Origin of the sequence: Mycolicibacterium llatzerense (assembly GCF_000878195.1) — a bacterium.
GTDB lineage: Bacteria > Actinomycetota > Actinomycetes > Mycobacteriales > Mycobacteriaceae > Mycobacterium > Mycobacterium llatzerense.
Window position 1 is genome coordinate 138,174 of the sequence record NZ_JXST01000006.1, and the last position, 20,259, is coordinate 158,432.

Annotated in this window: 20 protein-coding genes and 1 tRNA gene; 15 read left to right on the top strand and 6 right to left on the bottom strand. The window is 67.0% G+C overall.

All coding sequences use genetic code 11. The features are described from left to right. Positions 1-131 precede the first annotated feature (131 nt). Positions 132-410: a hypothetical protein gene (locus TL10_RS06215; protein WP_043401498.1), complete on the bottom strand. Its 279-nt coding sequence runs from the start codon at positions 408-410 to the stop codon at positions 132-134. Positions 411-423: 13 nt separating this feature from the next. Further along, entirely contained in the window at positions 424-1,248 is an 825-nt protein-coding gene (locus tag TL10_RS06220; RefSeq protein ID WP_043401500.1) for an SDR family oxidoreductase, read from the bottom strand. Positions 1,249-1,305: 57 nt separating this feature from the next. Here TL10_RS06220 and TL10_RS06225 point away from each other — a divergent pair, with 57 nt between their 5' ends. The 4 genes from TL10_RS06225 (at position 1,306) to TL10_RS06240 (ending at position 4,420) form a co-directional block, all read left to right on the top strand. Next, positions 1,306-2,010, top strand: coding sequence for a demethylmenaquinone methyltransferase (locus TL10_RS06225; protein ID WP_043985000.1), 705 nt, complete (start codon positions 1,306-1,308; stop codon positions 2,008-2,010). Positions 2,011-2,012: 2 nt separating this feature from the next. Next, on the top strand, positions 2,013-2,948 hold the full coding sequence (locus TL10_RS06230) for a CobW family GTP-binding protein (RefSeq protein WP_043984923.1): 936 nt from the start codon (positions 2,013-2,015) through the stop codon (positions 2,946-2,948). A gap of 53 nt (positions 2,949-3,001) precedes the next feature. Then, a complete protein-coding gene (gene ppnP, locus TL10_RS06235) occupies positions 3,002-3,283 on the top strand; it encodes a pyrimidine/purine nucleoside phosphorylase (RefSeq protein WP_043401503.1) in 282 nt (93 codons plus the stop codon). A 78-nt stretch (positions 3,284-3,361) separates the two neighbouring features. Continuing rightward, positions 3,362-4,420, top strand: a complete 1,059-nt coding sequence (locus TL10_RS06240) for an alpha/beta hydrolase (protein WP_043401505.1) — start codon at positions 3,362-3,364, stop codon at positions 4,418-4,420. On the opposite strand, the gene menJ is transcribed toward TL10_RS06240, so the two are convergent. Continuing rightward, positions 4,413-5,633: a menaquinone reductase MenJ gene (gene menJ, locus TL10_RS06245; protein ID WP_043401507.1), complete on the bottom strand. Its 1,221-nt coding sequence runs from the start codon at positions 5,631-5,633 to the stop codon at positions 4,413-4,415. The two genes, TL10_RS06240 and menJ, sit on opposite strands and share 8 nt — an antisense overlap. A gap of 21 nt (positions 5,634-5,654) precedes the next feature. On the opposite strand from menJ, the gene grcC1 reads away from it, so the two are divergent. From grcC1 to TL10_RS06260, 3 genes are all read left to right on the top strand, one after another. Beyond that, positions 5,655-6,662 carry a nonaprenyl/(2E,6E)-farnesyl/geranylgeranyl diphosphat synthase gene (gene grcC1 / locus TL10_RS06250; RefSeq protein ID WP_043401510.1) on the top strand — a complete coding sequence of 336 codons (1,008 nt, stop codon included), beginning with the start codon at positions 5,655-5,657 and terminating at the stop codon, positions 6,660-6,662. Positions 6,663-6,762: 100 nt separating this feature from the next. Continuing rightward, positions 6,763-7,626 (top strand): zinc metalloprotease HtpX, encoded by an 864-nt coding sequence (gene htpX / locus TL10_RS06255; RefSeq protein WP_043401512.1) that lies wholly within the window; start codon positions 6,763-6,765, stop codon positions 7,624-7,626. A gap of 286 nt (positions 7,627-7,912) precedes the next feature. Further along, complete coding sequence (locus TL10_RS06260; RefSeq protein ID WP_082067865.1) at positions 7,913-8,623, top strand: DUF1326 domain-containing protein; 711 nt, start codon at positions 7,913-7,915, stop codon at positions 8,621-8,623. An 84-nt stretch (positions 8,624-8,707) separates the two neighbouring features. Here the strand turns inward: TL10_RS06260 and TL10_RS06265 are convergent, their stop codons facing one another. After that, complete coding sequence (locus tag TL10_RS06265) at positions 8,708-10,885, bottom strand: SulP family inorganic anion transporter (RefSeq protein ID WP_043984925.1); 2,178 nt, start codon at positions 10,883-10,885, stop codon at positions 8,708-8,710. A 464-nt stretch (positions 10,886-11,349) separates the two neighbouring features. Between TL10_RS06265 and TL10_RS06270 the strand changes: the two genes are divergently transcribed. From TL10_RS06270 to TL10_RS06285, 4 genes are all read left to right on the top strand, one after another. Continuing rightward, on the top strand, positions 11,350-12,132 hold the full coding sequence (locus TL10_RS06270) for a response regulator transcription factor (protein ID WP_043984926.1): 783 nt from the start codon (positions 11,350-11,352) through the stop codon (positions 12,130-12,132). Between the two features lie 19 nt (positions 12,133-12,151). Beyond that, positions 12,152-13,723 carry a sensor histidine kinase gene (locus TL10_RS06275; protein WP_234711383.1) on the top strand — a complete coding sequence of 524 codons (1,572 nt, stop codon included), beginning with the start codon at positions 12,152-12,154 and terminating at the stop codon, positions 13,721-13,723. A gap of 139 nt (positions 13,724-13,862) precedes the next feature. Then, the gene (locus TL10_RS06280; protein WP_043984928.1) at positions 13,863-14,159 is read left to right on the top strand and encodes a hypothetical protein; all 297 of its coding nucleotides are present in this window, start codon (positions 13,863-13,865) and stop codon (positions 14,157-14,159) included. A 49-nt stretch (positions 14,160-14,208) separates the two neighbouring features. After that, positions 14,209-14,766 carry a hypothetical protein gene (locus TL10_RS06285; RefSeq protein ID WP_231575692.1) on the top strand — a complete coding sequence of 186 codons (558 nt, stop codon included), beginning with the start codon at positions 14,209-14,211 and terminating at the stop codon, positions 14,764-14,766. A gap of 25 nt (positions 14,767-14,791) precedes the next feature. On the opposite strand, the gene TL10_RS06290 is transcribed toward TL10_RS06285, so the two are convergent. Then, the gene (locus TL10_RS06290; protein ID WP_043401519.1) at positions 14,792-15,817 is read right to left on the bottom strand and encodes an NAD(P)H-dependent glycerol-3-phosphate dehydrogenase; all 1,026 of its coding nucleotides are present in this window, start codon (positions 15,815-15,817) and stop codon (positions 14,792-14,794) included. Positions 15,818-15,938: 121 nt separating this feature from the next. Here TL10_RS06290 and TL10_RS06295 point away from each other — a divergent pair, with 121 nt between their 5' ends. Both TL10_RS06295 and TL10_RS06300 read left to right on the top strand, forming a co-directional pair. Then, a complete protein-coding gene (locus TL10_RS06295) occupies positions 15,939-17,786 on the top strand; it encodes an alpha/beta hydrolase (protein WP_423136057.1) in 1,848 nt (615 codons plus the stop codon). Positions 17,787-17,877: 91 nt separating this feature from the next. Beyond that, on the top strand, positions 17,878-18,300 hold the full coding sequence (locus TL10_RS06300; RefSeq protein WP_231575693.1) for a lipoprotein LppJ family protein: 423 nt from the start codon (positions 17,878-17,880) through the stop codon (positions 18,298-18,300). A gap of 3 nt (positions 18,301-18,303) precedes the next feature. Here the strand turns inward: TL10_RS06300 and TL10_RS06305 are convergent, their stop codons facing one another. After that, complete coding sequence (locus tag TL10_RS06305; protein WP_043401524.1) at positions 18,304-18,795, bottom strand: YajQ family cyclic di-GMP-binding protein; 492 nt, start codon at positions 18,793-18,795, stop codon at positions 18,304-18,306. Positions 18,796-18,909: 114 nt separating this feature from the next. Between TL10_RS06305 and TL10_RS06310 the strand changes: the two genes are divergently transcribed. Together TL10_RS06310 and TL10_RS06315 are read left to right on the top strand one after the other, a co-directional pair. Next, positions 18,910-18,992 (top strand) — tRNA-Tyr (locus tag TL10_RS06310). A 90-nt stretch (positions 18,993-19,082) separates the two neighbouring features. Further along, positions 19,083-20,252: a tyrosine-type recombinase/integrase gene (locus TL10_RS06315; RefSeq protein WP_043984933.1), complete on the top strand. Its 1,170-nt coding sequence runs from the start codon at positions 19,083-19,085 to the stop codon at positions 20,250-20,252. Positions 20,253-20,259: the final 7 nt, after the last annotated feature.

Consider the following 20,259-nt stretch of genomic DNA (forward strand, 5'->3'; position numbering starts at 1 on the left):
TTTGGTGTGCGGGAGCGTCACGCTCGCGACCGCCGAGCGTGACGAATATGCACGCATTCACCGGCGTGCCGTGCGCAGACACGCGCGTTCGCGAGAGGGGTCAGGGTCCGTCGCGGACCGTGGCCGTCCGGCTACGAGGTCACTCGCACCAGGTCGTAGACGTACGAGCGGTCATCCTTGCGGCTCACCCACACGCCCTCGGGCGGTAGGTAGCCGAGCCCCGCGTAATCGAACGGGCGACTCGACACCGCGCCAGATTCCGAGCACACCGCCCACCCAAAATGCGGCAATCGTCGGACCCAGATATCCAGATCGACCCGCTTGTAGGACGGGAAACCGTGAGCCTCACCGTCTTCGGCGAACTCATAGGTCAACCCGTCCACTCGTCGGACGAATTTCAGGCCCGCCATCTGGGTGGTCCCCTCAGCCTTGGGCGAGCTCGGAGACGGGCTGCCACTCTTCCCAGGTGCGCAAGCGGTTTTCGTAGTCGGCCTTGGCGATCTGCAGCGGTGCACTACCGAAAAAGACTCGCAGCGGCGGGTTCTCGGCATCGACGATCTTGAGCACCGCGGCGGCCGACGCCTCCGGGTTGCCCGGAACCGCGTTGCGCTCGCCGCGCCAGCGCGCGACGTCTGCGCGCAGCCCGTCATACACCTCGAGCTCGGTGGTCCGCTTCGCTGACGCGCCGCCCCAGTCCGTCGAGAAGCCGCCCGGCTCGATCAGCGTGACGTGAATCCCGAACCGCTCCACCTCGGCGGCCAGCGACTGCGAGAAACCCTCCAGCGCCCACTTGGACGCGTGGTACGCGCCGAGGCCCGCGAACGCACTGATGCCACCGATCGAGGACACCTGGATGATGTGCCCGCCGCCCTGTGCGCGCAGGTACGGCAGCGCCGCCTGCGTGATCCACAGCGCGCCGAAGACGTTGGTTTCGATCTGATCCCGGGCCTCGGCCTCGGACAGCTCCTCGACGAAGCCGAACTGGCCGTAGCCCGCGTTGTTGACGACGACGTCCAGCCGGCCGAAGTGCTTGTGCGCGGCCTGCACCGCGGCGAAGTCGGCGTTCCGGTCGGTGACATCGAGCGCGATCGGCAGCAGTGCGTCGCCGTACTTGGCCACCAGATCGTCGAGCGTCGACACATCCCGCGCCGTCGCGGCCACCTTGTCGCCGCGCTCCAGCGCCGCAGCCGTCCACTCCCGTCCGAAGCCGCGCGATGTACCCGTGATGAACCAGACTTTTGCACCCATGCGGCTTACAGCCCCTGCGGTGGCCGTTCCATTCCCGTGGCCGGTAGCGTCAACCACGTGAGTCGCGCGTCATTGGAGAAGGATCCGCACGAGGTCGCGTCGATGTTCGACGGCGTGGCCCGTCGCTACGACATCACCAATACGGTGCTGTCGCTGGGCCAGGATCGGTTCTGGCGGCGGCAGACGCGCGCGGCGCTGGGCATCGGCCCAGGTGACAAGGTGCTGGACCTGGCTGCCGGGACCGCGGTGTCGACCGTCGAACTCGCGGCGTCCGGCGCGTGGTGCGTGGCCTGCGATTTCTCGGTCGGCATGCTGGCGGCCGGCGCGGCCCGGGACGTCCCGAAGGTCGCCGGCGACGCCACCAAACTGCCGTTCGACGACGGTGTGTTCGACGCGGTGACCATCAGCTTCGGGCTGCGCAACGTCGTCGACTTCACCGCCGGCCTGCGCGAGATGGCCCGCGTGACCCGGCCGGGCGGCCGCCTGGTGGTGTGCGAGTTCTCCACGCCGACCAATCAGCTGTTCGCCACGGCCTACAAGGAGTACCTGATGAAGGCGCTCCCGACGATGGCCACCGCGGTGTCGTCCAATCCCGAGGCGTACGTCTACCTCGCCGAGTCGATCCGGGCCTGGCCCGACCAGGACGACCTGGCGCGCCAGATCGAGGCCTCCGGCTGGTCGCAGGTGAAGTGGCGCAACCTGACCGGTGGGATCGTCGCGTTGCACGCCGCGGTGAAGCCGCCGATTGGCCTCTCCGTCTGATCTTGAGTATCCCCGTCCTCGCTGTTGCCGGCTTTCTGGGCGCCGGTAAGACCACGCTGCTGAATCACCTGCTGCGCAATGGCCGCGGGGCGCGAATCGGTGTGCTGGTCAACGACTTCGGCTCCGTCAACATCGATGCGATGCTGGTCGCCGGTCAGGTCGACGCCATGGCGTCGCTGTCCAACGGCTGCATCTGCTGCGTCGCCGAGGACGGTGAAGTCGCCGAGATGCTGGGCAAGCTGGCGGCGGTGCGCCCGGCCCTCGACCTGATCGTGGTGGAGGCCAGCGGCGTCGCCGAGCCGCCCGCGGTGGCGCGCACCATCATGACCGCCGGCTCGGACGACTTCCACTACGCCGGCCTGGTGCTGGTGGTCAACGGATGCGAACCGGAGTTCGGGCACGGGTTGCCGGTGGCCGATCTGGTGGTGCTCAACCGTGCCTCTGAAGCCGCCGACATCGACGACGTGCTCGCTCGAATTCGCGCCCAAAATCCGCGAGTTCCGGTGCAGCTCACCGATTTTGCGCGCATCGACCCGACGCTGCTCATCGACGTTCCGGAGCGCGCCCCACAGGCCCAGCTGTCGTTCGACGAGCTGCTGCACGACGATCACGACCACGAGCACCCCGTCTACCAGGCCGTCGAATACGCCACCGACGCCCACCTGAATCCGCGCCGGCTGCTGGCCCTGCTGCGGGACCGTCCCGAAGGTCTGTACCGGGCAAAGGGTTTCGTCGACTTCGGGGCCGGACACCGGTACCTGCTGCAGCTGGTCGGTGGCTCGCTGCGGCTGCAGAAGCGCCGCGGCGCCGGCACCCAGCTGGTGTGCATCGGCACCGGCATGGACATCGACGGGGTGCGCGCGGCGCTGCACGAGTGCACCACGGAACCGGCCGACGAGAACGCGATCCTCGGGGTGCACAGATACGTGGTCCACTAGCCCGCCTGGCTGCCCGATATTCTGACCCCTCACCTGAGTTCGAGGAGCCCCAGTTGTTCAAGGTCAATGAGTACTTCGATGGCAAGGTCGCATCGATCGCCTTCGCGCCGGCCGAGGGGCCCGCGACTGTCGGCGTCATGGCCGTCGGCGAATACGAGTTCGGCACCTCCAGCCTCGAGATCATGCACGTGGTCTCCGGCGGCTTGACCGTCAAGCTGCCCGGCAGCGACGAGTGGGAAACCTTCGCCGCCGGAACGCAATTCACCGTGCCGGCCGACAGCAAGTTCGGCGTCCGCGTCGAGGTCGAGACCGCGTACCTCTGCGAATACCGGTAACCGTCCGCCTACGGTGAACTTGGTCGCGACTTTTCACAAAATCGCGACCAAGTTCACTTTGCGCACCAAGATGGGCCCATGCCCTTCGGACGCCTCGCTGACCCTGACTGCACCATCGGCACCGACCCGCGCGCTGATCCGCGCATGGTCAAAGGGCTCGCCGCGTTCGGGATGGACGGCCGACTGCCGGAACCGCCCCTGACGCTCGACTCCCCGCTCGAGCAGCTCGTGGAGTTCTCCAACTTCGCCGAACAGGGGACCGGCGCCGTCCTGAAGATGTTGGGGGAGAAGGCCCCCGCGCCCGAGGGCGTCAGCAGCACGACCACCACCATCACCGGCGCCGACGGCAACGAGATCACGCTCTACATCAGCCGGCCCACGGAGGCCGCAGGTCCGTTGCCCGCTGTGGTGCACCTGCACGGGGGTGGGATGGCCATCCTCAGCGCCGCGGACATCCAGTACGTCCGGCTCCGCGAGAACCTGGCGGCGGCAGGGCTCGTCGTCATCGGCGTCGAGTTCCGCAATTCCGGCGGCGCACTCGGCCCGCACCCGTTCCCCGCCGGGCTGGGCGATTGCGCGGCGGCCGTCCGGTGGACGGCGGCGAACAAAGACCAGCTCGGCATCAGCCACCTGATCGTGTCGGGGGAGTCCGGCGGCGGGAACCTGACACTGACGGTGGCGCTGAAGGCCAACCGGGAGGGCTGGGGCGACGAGATCGCCGGCGTCTACGCCCAGTGCCCCTACATCTCCAACCGGTGGCTCGAGGACGCCGACGACCTGCCGTCGCTGCGCGAGAACGACGGGTACTTCATCAGCTGTCTGCAACTGGCCCTGCTGGGTTTCCTCTACGACCCAAACCAGGAGCATGCGCAGGACGGCACCTGCTGGGCCGGGGTGGCCACCGACGCGGATCTGGCAGGCCTGCCGCCGCACGTCATTTCGGTCAACGAGCTCGACCCGCTGCGCGACGAGGGCCTGGTCTACTACCGCAGGCTGGCGGCCGCCGGGGTGAGCGTCGTCGGCCGGATCGTGGCCGGCACCTGCCACGCCGGGGACATCCTGCTGGCCGGCGCCATGCCCGACGTCTTCGCCGCCACCATCCGCGACATCGCCGGGTTCGCGCGGTCGGTCAGCTGAACGGCTTGCGCTGATCCAGCCGGCGCGAGCCCCGTCCGGCTCGGCGCCAGATGCGGGCGATCGCGTCGGTGTCCTCTTCGGTCACCAGGTTGCCCATGGCCCGGACCGCAACCGTCATCAGGTACTGCGACCGCATCGCGACCGGTCCGGTGATCGGCAGGAACTTCGGCACGGTCAGCAGGATCGCCAGCCGGCGGGCCACCGAGAACCCCGCGGCGTAGTGCTCCTGCAGCACCGCGGGCCAGGCCGCGCTCAGATCACCCGAGCCCAGCAGATCGGCGGCCAGCCGCCCGGTCTCCAGGCCGTAGTCGATGCCCTCGCCGTTGAGCGGGTTGACGCACGCCGCCGCGTCGCCGATCAGCATCCAGTTGGGCCCCGCCACCCCGGACACCGCGCCACCCATCGGCAGCAGCGCCGACTTGGCCAGCCGGGGCTGACCCTCGAAGCCCCACTCGTCGCGGCGCAGGTCGGTGTAGTGGGCGAGCAGCGGGCGCAGCGCGGCGTCGGCCGGCCGCTTCTCGGTGGCCAGCGCGCCCACGCCGATGTTCACCTCGCCGTTGCCCAGCGGGAAGATCCAGCCGTAGCCGGGCAGCACCTCGCCTTCGGGCGAGCGCAGCTCCAGGTGCGACGTGATCCACGGTTCGGCGTGCCGGGGTGTCTCGATGTAGGCGCGGATCGCGACCCCGTACACCGTCTCCTGATGCCACTGCCGGCCCAGCACCCGGCCCAGCGTCGATCGGGCGCCGTCGGCGACGATGAGCTCACCCACGCCGATCTCTTGCCCGTCGTCGAGCTTCAGCGTGCGCACCCGGCCGGTGGCGTCGTGCTCCACGTCGACGGCTTTGACGCCCAGCAGCATCTTCGCGCCGGAGTCGGCCGCCACCTGCCGGATCCGATCGTCGAGTTCGGTGCGCGGCACGGCGCTGCTGGTGGCCGGGAACGACGGCCCGGGCCACCGGACCTCGCGCTGGGCGCCGAACCCGGCCATGCGCAGACCGTGATGGCTGACCCGGCCCTCGAGCCACTCACCGAGCCCGAGCTCACGCAGCTCCGCGATGGCCCGTGGAGTCAGGCCGTCGCCGCAGGCCTTGTCCCGGGGGAACTGCGCGGAGTCGATGACCAAGACGTCCCGGCCCCGGCGCGCTGCCCAGGCGGCAGCCGCGGAACCTGCCGGCCCGGCTCCGACCACGACCACATCTGCGTGCACGACCATGCCGCCCAGTATGTTGGACCCATGAAGACACCAGCGACAGTGGTCGCGGGCGTGGACTTTGGTGACGCCGCCTTTGCCGCGCAGGTTCGCGACGCGGTCGCGCGTATCGAAGACCTGATGTCGACCGAGCTGGGCAAAGCCGACGAGCTGATGGCCGAGGCGGTCCAGCACTTGTTCCAGGCTGGTGGCAAGCGGTTCCGTCCGCTGTTCACTGTGCTCTCGGCGTCGCTGGGGCCGAACCCCGACAACGACGACGTCTCCATCGCCGGCGCCGTGATCGAGCTGGTGCACCTGGCGACGCTGTACCACGACGACGTCATGGACGAGGCCCAGGTGCGACGCGGCGCGGACAGCGCCAACGCCCGCTGGGGCAACAACATCGCGATCTTGGCCGGCGACTACCTGTTCGCCACCGCCTCGCGTCTGGTGTCCCGGCTGGGGCCCGACGCGGTCCGCGTCATCGCCGATACCTTCGCCCAGCTGGTGACGGGCCAGATGCGCGAGACCCGCGGCGCCGTCGAAGGTGCCGATCCCGTCGAGCACTACCTGAAGGTCGTCTACGAGAAGACCGCGTGCCTGATCGCGGCCTCCGGCCGGTTCGGCGCGACGTTCTCGGGCGCCGATGAGGAGCAGATCGAGCGGCTGAGCCGGCTCGGCGGCATCGTCGGCACCGTCTTCCAGATTTCCGACGACATCATCGACATCGACAGCGACCCCGACGAGTCGGGCAAGGTGCCGGGCACCGACCTGCGCGAAGGCGTGCACACCCTGCCGGTGCTGTACGCGTTGCGCGACACCGGGGCCGACGCCGACCGGCTGCGGGTGCTGCTGGCCAAGCCCATCGACAACGACGCCGACCTCGCTGAGGCGCTGGCGTTGCTCCGGGCGTCGGAGGGCATGGTCGAGGCCAAGCGCACCGTGCAGCGCTTCGCTGCGGACGCGCGCGCAGAGCTGAACAACCTGCCGGGCCTGCCCGGCCGGCTGGCGCTGCTCAACCTGGTCGAGTACACCGCTGACCGCCACGGCTGACCGTCGATCGGGACACCGCGGAACCAGGCACCAGCTGCCGTGCGTTCAAATCAGTGAGTTGATTGCGCTGAGCATCGACTGCGCCTGGAGGAGCTAGCTGATGACGTGGAATCCGCACGCGAACACCGCGAAGACGTTCGCGCTGCTGGCGGGCTTCTCGACGCTCATCGTGCTGATCGGTTCGCTGTTCGGCAAGAACATCATGTACCTGGCGGTGCTGTTCGCCATCGGCATGAACGCCTACGTCTACTTCAACAGCGCCAAGATGGCGCTGCGGGCCATGCACGCGCAGCCGGTCAGCGAGATGCAGGCGCCGGCGATGTACCGGATCGTCCGCGAACTGGCCACCACGGCGCGGCAGCCGATGCCGCAGCTGTACATCAGTGACACCGCCGCGCCCAATGCCTTCGCCACCGGGCGCAATCCCCGCAACGCCGCGGTGTGCTGCACCACGGGCATCCTGAATCTCCTCAGTGAGCGCGAACTGCGGGCGGTGCTGGGGCATGAGCTGTCGCATGTCTACAACCGCGACATCCTGATCTCCTGCGTGGCGGGCGCCATGGCATCGGTGGTGACCGCACTGGTCAATGTCGCCTACTTCATCGGCATGTTCGGTGGCGACCGTGACGACCGTCCCAATCCCTTTGTCCTGCTGGTTCTTTCGATCGTCGGCCCGTTGGCCGCGACGATCATCCGGCTGGCGGTGTCGCGCTCGCGTGAGTACCAGGCCGACCAGTCGGGCGCCGAGCTGACGGGCGACCCGCTGGCGCTGGCGAGCGCACTGCGCAAGATCAGCGACGGCGTGCAGCAGGCCCCGCTGCCCCCGGAGCCGCAACTGGCCGACCAGGCCCACCTGATGATCGCGAACCCGTTCCGGGCCGGCGAGAAGATCGGCAAACTGTTCTCGACCCATCCGCCCATCGAGGACCGGATCGCGCGCCTGGAGCGCATGGCTGGGCGATAGCGCCCGGCTTCTCCCGTTGACCCCGCACTGAGGGTCGTCGCTACTCACACTTGTACGCCGTAGCCGCAGGGTCAACGAACACCCCGGGTTGATTTTGCCTTGGGGGCGTTGGCTACTCGCACTTTTACGCCGTGCCTTCAGGGTCAACGGGCCTCCGCGCGGCCTCGCCAAACTCATATCAATATACCCCCTAGGGGTACTTGACGTGCGCTGCGATCGCTGCGTAACGTCGTCTGCGTCAGGTACCCTCAGGGGGTATGAAACGAGAAGGGATTCAGCGATGACGGTGGCGGTAACCCCGAAGACCGATTGGCATCTACGCGGCGAGTGGTTCGATGTGTGCAGCTGCAAGCTGCCCTGCCCGTGCAGCTTCGCGCAGGAGCCCACGTACGGCGACTGCCTGTTCACGCTCGTCTGGCAGGTGCACGAAGGGCATTACGGCACAACCGATTTGAGTGGCCTCGGGGTGGTGGCCCTGGGTGAGTTCGCCGGCAATATGTGGGTGGGCGACCCGGACGCCACCATGAAGCTGATGTTCTACATCGACGAGAAGGCCGACGCCGACCAGCGCCTCGCGCTGGAGCGGATCTTCCGTGGCGACGAGGGCGGTTGGCCGGGGGAGTTCGGCAGTCTGATCAGCGAGCTGCGGGGCATCGAGTACGCGCCGATCAACTTCGCCGCGGCTGACGACCTCGCCTACTGGCGGGCGGAGATTCCGGGCAAGGTCGATGTGCGGGTCGACGCGCTGACGGGGCCGACGGCCGACCCGAACCGCCGCGTCACGACCGTCAACGCCCCGGGTGCCGAAGTGGGGCCGGGACAGGTGGCGACGTGGGGTGTGGTGAAGAAGGCCGACGCCGTCGGATTCGACTTCTCCCACGAGTACCTCGGCGCCTCGAGCAAGCATTTCCCGTTCGACTGGCGGCCCGACGGCGAACTGCCCAGCGTCGAATTGCCGAGCGCCGCACAGGCGTCGGGCGCGTGCTGCTGCGGCTGAGCTGAACCGGTTCCGGAAATGACACTGCGCCCAGGGCCCGCCGCTCTCGCGGTTTACGGCCCTGGGCGCAGGATCAATCAGGTACTACTCGGCCACCTCGACCAGGCGGTCCACGCCGACCGGCGTCACCCGCAGAGCGGCCGCGCTGCCGATGTCGTAGAACAGCCCGATCACCTCGAGCTCGCCCGCGCGGTGCCGGTCCCGGACCAGCGGGTGGGCGGCGAGGGTCTGCACCTGGAGGGCGACGTTGACGATCGACAACTGGTCGATGACGCCGAAGCCTTCCTCGGCCGCGGCCAGTGCCACGGGGTGGCGGCCCTCGTCGAAGGCGCGCAACGTCGCGTCACCGTGCTCCAGCCAGGTGTGCAGGTGCTCGTCCTGGCCCTGATCCTTGCTCAGCACCGCAGTCATGGCGCCGCAGCTGGAGTGGCCGCACACCACGATCGAGGAGACCTGCAGGACGTCGACGGCGAACGCAATGGCCGCCTCGATCGACGCGTCGGTCCGTCCCTCCGGGATCAGGTTGCCGACGTTGCGCACTGTCAGCAGGTCGCCGGGGCCACTGCTGGTGATGAGGTTGGGCACGACCCGCGAGTCGACGCAGGTGATGAACAGCGTCTCGGGCTTCTGGGCGTGGGCCAGCTCTTCCATGTGCGGACGCAGCACGGGTGCGGTGCGGCGGTGGTAGGTCTCCAGGCCTTCCATGACGGAGTTGGTCTGGGTCTGCGACTTCCACGGGACGACGCCGGACCGCTTGTCGAACGGGTTGAAGCTGCGCGCGGGCGGGCCGGAAGTCGCGCTGTGCATTTCGACGGTGCCGTGCTCGTGGATCTCGACAGAGCCACCGCCGGCCACGTGCTGGCGCTTCCACTCGTCGATGGTTTCGTGCGCGGCGTGGTCGATGAAGTCGACCGACAGGTCGATCGTGACGTCGGAGCCGGCCGGCAGCGAGGCCAGGGCCGAGGTCAGGCGCGGCAGCGACAGGAAGCTGACGGAGCCTTCGATGACGATGCGCCAGTCGTTACCGGCGATGTGCTCGGTGACGATCTTGGCCCGGATCACGCGCCAGACGGTGAGCGCCACGGCCAGGGCGAGACCGATCAGCACACCCTCGAGCAGGTTGAGGAAGACGACGCCGAGAATCGTGATCGCGTAGACCGCGATATCGCCTGTGCGCCGGGCGGTTTCGATGTGCGCCTTCTTGACCAACTGGCAGCCGATGACGATCAGCAGGCCGGCCAGCGCCGACGTCGGGATCAGCTGTGCCAGGCCGGCGAACGGCACCGCGAACAACAGGATCCAGAAACCGTGCAGGATGGCGGAAGCCCGGGTCTTGGCGCCGGCGGTGACGTTGGTCGAGCTGCGCACGATCACGCCGGTGACGGGCAGGCCGCCGATGGCGCCGGAGACGGCGTTGGCCGCGCCCTGGCCGATCAGCTCACGATCGAAGTTGGTGCGGGGACCGTTGTGCATGCGATCCACCGACACCGCAGAGAGCAGACTCTCGACGCTGGCGATCAGCGCGACGGTCAGCACGCCGGCGATGATGCCGTCCCAGTCGCCCGTGGGCAGGGTCGGCAGTGTGAGCGAGTCCAGCAGCGAGCCGTTGATCTGAATGCGTTTGACGTCGAACGGCAGCGCGACGGACAGCGCGGTGACGCCGACGATGGCCACCAGCGGACCGGGGATCCGGTTGATCGGCGCCGGCACCCAGCGCCACGCCACGAGCGTGACGATGACCAGCATGCCGAGCAGGAACCCGGCGCCCTGGATGTTCGTCAGCTGGGCGGGCAGTTCGTGGATGTTCTCCCACGCGGAGCTGTTGGACTTGCCACCCAGCAGCACGTGCAGCTGCTGCAGCGCGATGGTGACACCGATGCCGGCCAGCATGGCGTGCACGACGACCGGCGAGATCGCCAGCGCGGCCCGGGCCACGCGGCTCAGGCCGAACAGAATCTGCAGAATGCCGGCGCCGACGGTGATGGCGCACGTGACGCCCCAGCCGAATTCGGCGATCAGGCCGGCGACGACGACGGTCAGGCCGGCGGCCGGTCCGCTCACCTGCAGCGGCGAGCCGCCGAGCGCGCCGGCGACGATGCCACCGACGACGGCGGCGATGATGCCCGCCAGGATCGGAGCGTTGGAGGCGACGGCGATGCCGAGTGACAGTGGCAGTGCCACCAGGAATACGACGAGTGACGCCGGCAGGTCGTAGCGCAGTATCGCGCGTAGTCCCTTTGTCGGCGGGGCGGTTTCTAGCATGCCTAGGTTTCCGTTCTCCGTTAGTTGTCCGATGGACACATGTGCAGATGCGCGGCGTGAGTGGTGGCCCGCGCGCCCGCCGACGTCATTGTCGATCAAACATGTTGTGCAACAACATGTTTCATTCTGATTTGGCGGTCGCCGATGAGAGTCTGCGCCAATTGCTAAGTGCGAGAGTATTTATCGCCGGACGGGGTCGCAAGGCGAAGGGGGCTTCCCATAGAGAACGCAAATCTTCTTGGCGCGCCAGTTGGTTGAGTAATTCGCAATCCTGCGCTACCAGATGGAATCGGCGCGGCCGGTATGCTGGCGATTGGTGGTCCGACCAGTCAAAATGGCTGTATTGCAACGATTCTCGCGCATCACATCGGACTGCGTAAGTGACGTGAGTCATATCGAGGACTAATATTTGAACTCGGTATGAACGCAGTGACAATTTTCGGTGCACTCAACACAATGGAAGAATGACGACGATGTCGGTACCACCTCGCGAGCGTCACCCCCGGGCCGCCGTGCTCGGCCAGCTGCCGCGCATGGAACGTGCCGACGGATCCCCCATCCGGGTGTTGCTGGTCGATGATGAGCCGGCGCTGACCAACCTGGTCAAGATGGCCCTGCACTACGAGGGCTGGGTAGTCGAGGTCGCGCACAACGGCCGTGATGCGGTGACCAAGTTCGGCGAGATGGAACCCGACCTCGTGGTGCTGGACATCATGCTGCCCGACACCGACGGTCTGCAGTTGCTGCAGCGGGTGCGCTCGGCAGAGGGCTACACGCCGACCCTATTTCTCACCGCGCGGGACTCCGTGATGGACCGGGTCACCGGGTTGACTGCCGGTGCCGACGACTACATGACCAAGCCGTTCAGCCTCGAAGAGCTCGTGGCGCGGCTGCGTGGACTGCTGCGCCGGTCCAGCCACCTGGCGCCGGAGTCCGACGAAGTGCTCAAGGTCGGCGACATGGTGCTCAACGGCGCCAGCCGGGAAGTGACCCGCGCCGGTGAACTGATCTCGTTGACCGTCACCGAGTTCGAACTGCTCCGGTACCTGATGCGTAACCCGCGACGGGCCATCGCCCGCGCGGAGATTCTCGACCGGGTGTGGAACTACGGGTTCGGCGGCAAGTCGAGCATCGTCGATCTCTACATCTCGTATCTGCGCAAGAAGATCGACACCGATCGTGAACCGATGATCCACACAGTGCGCGGCGTGGGCTACATGCTGCGCCCTGCCGACGCGGAGGACTAATCTGCCCGAGGTGACGCGCGTGACCCGGGTCCCGACTCGAGTGCTGGCCCGAAATCCGGCTCGGGTGCCGTGGTGGCGTCCGCGGACCCTGCGCCGGCGTCTCGTGCTCGGCGTCACCTCCCTGGTCACCGTGGTGCTGCTGGCGGTCGGGGTGCTGTCGGTGTACAGCCTGCACAGCTACGTGTCCGCGATGAGCGACGCGGAGTTGGACCGTTCGCTCGATGCTCTCGGTCATTCGTATGACCGCTTGGAGATCAAGCGCGGTGATCCGGCGCATCCCATCGACGCCGGGGAGGACGGCCTGACGGCCTTCGGTGGCCAGGCCCCGGGCAATCTCATCGCCGTCGTGCACAAGGGCGTCGTCGTGCAGTCGGCGGTGTTCCCGGACGGGGAACCGAAGCCGGTCCAGCCCGACGTCATCAAGGCTGTCAGTGGGCAGCAGTGGACGAATCTCGGACCGCGCACGGTGAAGCTGCCGAAACTCGGCTGGTACCGATTGGCGGGACAGGACGCCGGCGGCGGTGACGTGCTGGTCTCCGGGGTGTCCATGGAAGAGGCCAACAGCGTGGTGGCGCGCAAGACCGTCGCGGTCGCGGTCATGACGCTGCTGGCCATTGCGCTGACGGCTGTCGGCACCATCGCGGTGGTGAACTATGCGCTGCGGCCGCTGAGCCGCGTGGCCTCGACGGCGGCCAAGGTCGCGACCCGCCAGTTCGGTAGTGAGGACCACCGCATCACCGAACGGGTCCGGCCCGAGGACACCGATCCGCGTACCGAGGTCGGCATCGTGGGGGACACGCTCAACAAACTGCTGGACAACGTCGACAGCGCGCTGGCCGAGCTCGCCGCCTCCCACCGTCGGACGCGGCAGTTCCTCACCGATGCCAGCCACGAGTTGCGGACCCCGCTGGCCGCCATCCGCGGGTACGCCGAGCTGACCCGTCAGGACAGCGCGGCACTGCCCGAGACCACCGAATACGCGCTGGCCCGCATCGAGTCCGAGGCGCAGCGGATGTCCGGTCTGGTGGAGGACCTGCTGTTGATATCGCGTCTCGAGGAGCATCAGGACCTCGAGACCGATGATGTCGACCTGTGCGACCTGGTGATCAACGCGGTCAACGACGCCGCGGTGTCGTCGCCCGTGCATCGCTGGCGCTCGCGCCTGCCTGACGTGTCGGTGTGGGTACGTGGTGACCCGGCGCGGTTGCATCAGGTGATCGGCAACCTGCTGGCCAATGCGCGGGTGCACACGCCGGCGGGAACGGCGGTCACGGCGACCTTGACCCCGGGCCCCGGATATGTGGAACTGACCGTCGCCGACGACGGTCCGGGAATTCCCGAAGAATTGTTGCCGAATTTGTTCGACAGATTTGTGGTTGCCGACAAATCGCGTTCTCGCGCGCTCGGTAGCACCGGCCTCGGTCTGGCGATCGTGTCGACGATCGTCAAAGCGCACGGCGGCCGGGTGAAAGTCGAATCAAACACTGCGGGAACGACTTTCCGGGTCCGGTTGCCGATGTTGCGGGACGTCGGCGAGTACGTGACGATGAGTGAGTCGTACACCCCGCACACCGTCGAGACGACTATTTGAGTTTCGCCTGAATTCCGCATGATCCATGCGGGTATCGGTATGCGTTCGACCTGAGAATGCGTTTCTCGCTCAATTTCGCGGCTACTGTCGAAGTTATTGATTCAGTGCAATCTGCGCTGAATGCGGGAGAGGGAAAAACATGAAGAATCCCACGAAGATCCCAGTCGGAACCGGAATCGTCCTGGCCTTGATGGTCGCGCTGGCCGTACCGGCCGCGGCTCGTCCGGTCGTGCCGCCCGGCCCCGGGGAATCCGCGACGCAGACGATCCACCGGCTGCAGACCGAGGGCTTCCGGGTGATCGAGTCGCGGGTCGGCAGCGGATCTCTCGACAAATGCACCGTCACCGCGGTCCGGCACGGCCGCGAGCTGTCGAGTCAGGAAGGCAAGCTGCGCGGCCAGAGCACCACGGTTTACGTCGACCTCGGCTGCAAGTGATTTGACGCTGGCGCTGCGAGCCATGGCGACGGGGTTCTACTCTGATCAGGTGTTGAGCAGATTCCTGATCGGTGCGGTCGCGGCCACGTGGGCGATCTCGTTGGTGCCGGGCGTTGCCGCGGCCGATCCGCCGCCGGAGCCGGTGCCCCCGCCACCGGGACCCGCCGCGCCGAACCTCAACGGATTCAAGCCCGTCAGCCCGTCGAATTTCGCTAGCAAGGACGGCTCCTTCTACATGTTCCAGGCGCCCGGCGGCCTGACCTGCGTGATGCGCCGCAACGAAGGCGAGTACGGCTGTAGCGGCCCGCTGCCGGGCGCGCCGGAAGGCTCCAACGTGGTCGTCGGCGGTCAGTTCGGTGCGCCGGCGTTCAACATCCTGAACGGCCCGAAGTACCTCGGCGAGATGCCCGGCGCGGTGCAGACATTGCCGGCCGGTTCGCGGATCAGCTACCGCAACATCACCTGCGGCACCGACGGCACCATGACGGCGTGCGTCAACGGCTTCGACCAGTCCGGTTTCGTGGTCAGCCCGTCGGGCAGCTTCATCGTCAACGAGTCGAATCCGTTGCTGGACAGGCCGAAAGACCGCAGCCCCTACGCGAACTGATCGCAGGGCCGCGCGAGCGTGGAACTCAGAAGCCCGAGCCGTGTACTTCGTGCCCGGGCTTCTCGAGCATCAGGCCGGCATAGGCGTCCGCCACCGTGCAGCCGTGGTTGATCACCCGATCCACCTCACGGGCGATCGGCATGCTGAGCCCGTGCGTCTCGGCGAACTCCATGATCACGCTGGCGGCCTTGACGCCCTCGGCGACCTGGTTCATCGACGAGATGATCTCCTCGATGCTCTTGCCCTGACCCAGCTGCTCGCCGACGTGCCGGTTGCGGCTGCGCTGGCTGGTACAGGTGACGATCAGGTCGCCCATGCCGGCCAGGCCCGCGAACGTGTCCCGGTTGCCGCCCATCGCCACGCCCAGCTTGGACATCTCGGCCACCGCGCGCGCCATCACCATCGCTCGGGTGTTCTCGCCGATGCCCAATGAGTACCCCATGCCGACGGAGATGGCGTACACGTTCTTGAGCGCCCCGGCCATCTCGACACCGATCACGTCGTCGGTGGTGTAGGTACGAAAACGCCTGGTGCGGAACAGGCCCGCGATATTGGCGGCCAGGTGCTGATCCGGCATGGCCAGCACGGCGGCGGCGGCATAGCCCTCGGCGACCTCGCGGGCGATGTTTGGTCCGGCCAGGATCCCGGCCGGATGCCCGGGCAGCACCTCGTCGACGATCTGGCTCATGCGCATGTTGGTGCCCTGCTCCAGGCCCTTGACCAACGACACCACTGGGACCCACGGCCGCAGTTCCTTGGCCAGCTCGCCCAGCACGTTGCGGAAGCCGTGCGACGGCACACCCATCACGATGACGTCGGCGCAGTTGGCGGCCTCAGAGAAGTCGGTGGTCGCCCGCAGTGATTCCGGAAGCGCCACCCCGTCGCCCAGATAGCGGCTGTTGCAATGCTTTTCGTTGATGTCGGCCGCCGTCTCCGCGGACCGCACCCACTGCAGCGTCGGTCCTCGGCGCGCGCAGATCGAGGCCACCGTGGTGCCCCAGGATCCGCCACCGAGGACGACGACGGTCGGTACGCGCTGCGCTGGTGCCATGGCGACAGGTTATGTCGGAGTGTCCGGTCGGTGGTGCGGTTTGAATGTTGTGTCGGTTGGTACCCGCGACCTGTGCGACGATCGGATGAGGGATCGCCGAGGGGGTGCGGCAGCAGTGACGGTGACGGTGTCGCGTGTTCGCGCGGCCAAGCCCGAGGCTCTGCTCGACGCCGCGGATGAGGTACGGACCACGTCAGCCGCGCTGGAGATCGTCATCGGCGTCGAGCGCGGCCAGCTGGCGAACGTGAAAGCGAACTGGCAAGGGCAGGCCGCCGACGCCGCAGTCGCCAAGGCGCAGCAGCTGATCGATGAGCAGGAGGCCTACCGCGGCAGGCTGGACCAGCTGACCAAGGCGCTGACCGACGGCGGAAATCAGCTGACGTCGCTGCGCAGCACCCTGCTGGAATTCGTGGATACCGCGATCCAACTCGGGTTTTCGGTCAGCGACGATGGCGTGGTCACACCGCAGCAGTGGTTGATCGGGGACTTGGGGCCCCTCAAGAAGGCGGCGGAGTTCTTCACCACGTCCATCCAGGAACAGTTGAAGGCCTTCGACACCACTGACACGCTCACCGCGACGGCCATCGACCAGGCGGTGCAAGGCCAGAAGCCCTCGGCGCCGGTGAACATCGGCGGGCAGGACATCCAGATGCCGCCTCCGGGAACCAACCCCGAGGACGTCGAAAAATGGTGGACCGCACTGACTCCAGAGCAGCGGCAGCAGCTGATCGCCCGGCACCCACCCGAATTGGGCAACCTCAACGGCGTCCCGGCGAGCGCTCGGGACGCGGTCAATCAGCAGGTGATGAACGACGACCTGAACCGGGTGCGCGACGTCGCCAACCGCAACCATGTCTCCGAGGACGACGTCCTCAAGGACCCCGGCCGGTACGGGCTGACACAGACCGACGCCACCCGGTTCTACAACGCGCGGCGGACCAGCGAGGGGTTGGCGCACCAGCGCGGATCGAACACGGACCCCAACAGGTCACGTCCGGTCATGCTCTGGGCCTACCAACCGGAGGCGGACGGCGGGCAGGGGCGGGCAGCCATCTGCCTCGGCAACCCGGACACTGCCAACAACACCACGGTCATCGTGCCGGGCACCGGGAGCAGTGTCCACGACGGCTGGTTGGCCGACGGTCACGACGACGCCATCCACGTATACGACCAGGCGAAGCTGGCCGACCCGAATCGCTCGACCGCGGTGATGATGTGGATGGGGTACGACGCGCCCGACAGCTTCACCGATCCGCGGATCGCGAACCCGACCCTGGCCCGGCAGGGCGGCGACCTGCTGGCTGCCGACGTCAACGGCCTGGCGGCCACGCACTTGGGCACCTCTCATGTGACGGTGATGGGGCACTCCTACGGATCCACCACCGTCGCCGACGCGTGTGCGGGCAGCGGCATGAAAGTCAACGATGTCGTGTTGATCGGTTGTCCTGGAACAGATTTGGCGCACAGCGCGGCGGACTTCCATGTCAATGGCGGCCAGGTGTACGTCGGGGCGGCGTCGACCGATCCCGTCGCCCGGCTCGGTATGGGCGGTCCAGGGGCGGCGCAATGGCTGAACGCGGAGCTCGGTAATCCGCTGGGGCCGGTCGCCGGTCTGGGGACCGACCCGTCGGCAGAGGGCTTCGGCGCCACCCGGTTCCGGGCCGAGGTGGCCGGCGAGACCGGTTGGAGTTTCCATGATCACTCGAAGTACTACGACATGGGCAGTGAGTCGTTGCGCGCGATGACCGACATCGCCAGCGGGCACAGCGAACGCCTTGCGACCGACGGACTACTGGCCGAGGACCGGCACCGGCCGACCTTCTCGACACCCGACCACGTCAACCTGCCGTTCGGTATCGAGGTTCCGGTGCCGCATGTGGACATCCCCATACCCGGGACCCCGGCATATTCGGATCCCGAATCCAATCGCCCAGGTGAGACGGTGAAGAACGACCATGATTACAAGTAGTCGATATCGCGTCGGTACAGCGGCTTTCGTCTGTGCCCTGATGTTAGGAGGATGTGGCTTGCTTCCCCATAGCGATCGTCCAGTGCACCCCATGACCGATGAAGAGTCCATGGCCCAGGTCATCAATGCGGGTCGGCAATTGCGGAAAGTGGCTGGGCTGCAAGACGTTAGCGGTGGCGGCTATCTCGCGTTCTGCAATGACGACGGCGATCCGCCGAACAAGGGCTACCTCGAGATGAGTGCGTTGCTGCCGGCGGGGGTCAATGGTCACGACTATGCCGAGCAGGTGAAGGCCGCCATGCTGGCGTCGGGATGGTCAGACAAGCTGCCCTCCCAACACATGTATGGCGGCACCATCAACCGGGACGGCGTCGCGGTCAACATCGAGTACTACCAGGGCGAAAGTCGGCTCGCGTTCAAGATTTACGGCGAATGCCGCAACATGACCAACCATCATGGCGACAGCAAGAACAACGGCACCAACTTGACCAAAGAGCTCAACAGCGACGGCTGAGCGCTACCGGTAGTTGACGAACTGCAGCGCCACGTCCAGGTCGGCGCCCTTGAGCAGGGCGATGATGGCCTGCAGGTCATCGCGCTTCTTGCTGGACACCCGGATCTCGTCGCCCTGAATCTGCGCCTTGACGCCCTTGGGGCCCTCGTCGCGGATGATCTTGGTGATCTTCTTGGCCTGCTCGCTGGTGATGCCCTGCTGCAGCGTGCCCGAGACGCGGTAGGTCTTGCCGCTGGGCTGCGGGTCGCCGGCGTCGAACGCCTTCATCGAGATGTCGCGGCGGACCAGCTTCTCCTTGAACACGTCGACCGCGGCCTTGACGCGCTCCTCGGTCGAGCTGACCAGCTCGATGACCTCGTCGCCCTTCCAGGCGATGGTGGTGTCGGTGCCACGGAAGTCGAATCGGGTGGACAGCTCCTTGGCGGCTTGGTTCAGCGCGTTGTCGACTTCCTGCCGGTCGACCTTGCTGACGATGTCGAACGATGAATCCGCCATTGGATTGCCCTCCGTATCTGCGCCCCTGGTGGGGGTCCCGTTTTCGTGTTCGGTACATCTTCGTTGTACTCTGCTACTCGCGCCAAACCCGGTACCCCGGAAGGCGGCAAACCCGGCAGGTTGCCCGAGCGGCCAATGGGAGCGGACTGTAAATCCGTCGGCGGAAGCCTACACAGGTTCGAATCCTGTACCTGCCACAAGTAGTACCCGTTTGACCAGGTGTTTCGGTAGCATGCACCACATGCCAACACCGTATGCCAACACACCCCCGATTCAGGGGGTGTGTCATGGCGTCCGTATCGGTTCGTGAACGCCCCCGCGCGGACGGCAGTTTCAGCTACGTGGTGCAGTGGCGCGACACTGATGGCCGCCAGCGCACACTGACATTCAGCAGGAGCCCGGTCGGCGCAGAGAACAAGGCCGAGGCCGATGCGCTCGCCGCGGCGATGAAAGCCCGCGGCATCGACGAGGCGCTGAAGCTCTACGGCATCGAACTCGAACCGGTGACCCGCACCGAACGCAAGCCGCTCACCGTCGCGCAGTGGGTACGCACCTACATCGACAGCCTCACCGGCCTCGAGCAGGGCGTGATGGACAACTACGAGTCCTACCTTGCCGGTGACATCGAAGCGCGGCCCATCGGCGCCGTCCCGGTAGCCAAGCTCGCCGAGGAACACATCAGGGCATGGGTGGCGACCCTGCAGACCGAAGGCTCCGCCAAGAAGGGCTCACGGCCGAACGGGATCAAGACGATCACCAACAAGCACGGATTCATGTCTGGCGCGCTCGCTGCGGCCGTGGACAAGGGGCACGCGACGAAGAACCCATTCGCCGGCCGGACGCTACCCAAAGCCAACGTCGACCACGACCACGACATGCGGATGCTCACCCGGCCCGAGTACGACCAGCTGCTCGCCGCGACGGCCGAGTCGTGGCAGCCGATGCTCGCCTTCATGGTCAGCTCCGGCATGCGGTGGGGCGAGATCGCAGCACTGCAGCCCAAACACGTCGATCTGCGCACCAACACCGTGATGGTCCGGCAGGCATGGAAGCGTTCGAAAGAGGGCTACAGGCTCGGCATGCCGAAGACGAAGCGGTCGCGGCGGACCATCAACGTGCCCGCTGACGTCCTCGCCGAGCTGGACCTGTCGGGGGAGTGGGTGTTCACCAACCAGACCGACGGCGGGCCCTGCCGGTATCCAGCGTTCCGCAACCACGTCTGGAACCCCGCCGTCGCACGTTCGGCACTGAACCCGGCGCCCACGCCGCACGACATGCGCCACACCTACGCCTCGTGGCAGCTGGCCAACGGCGTCCCGATCACGACCGTCTCGCGGCAGCTCGGCCACGAGAGCATTCAGACCACCGTGAACCTCTACGGCGACGTCGACCGCGCCGCGTTTGAAGCCGCAGCCAACGTCATGGCCGCCATCCTCAAATCGACGAAGCCAGCATAGAAATTTC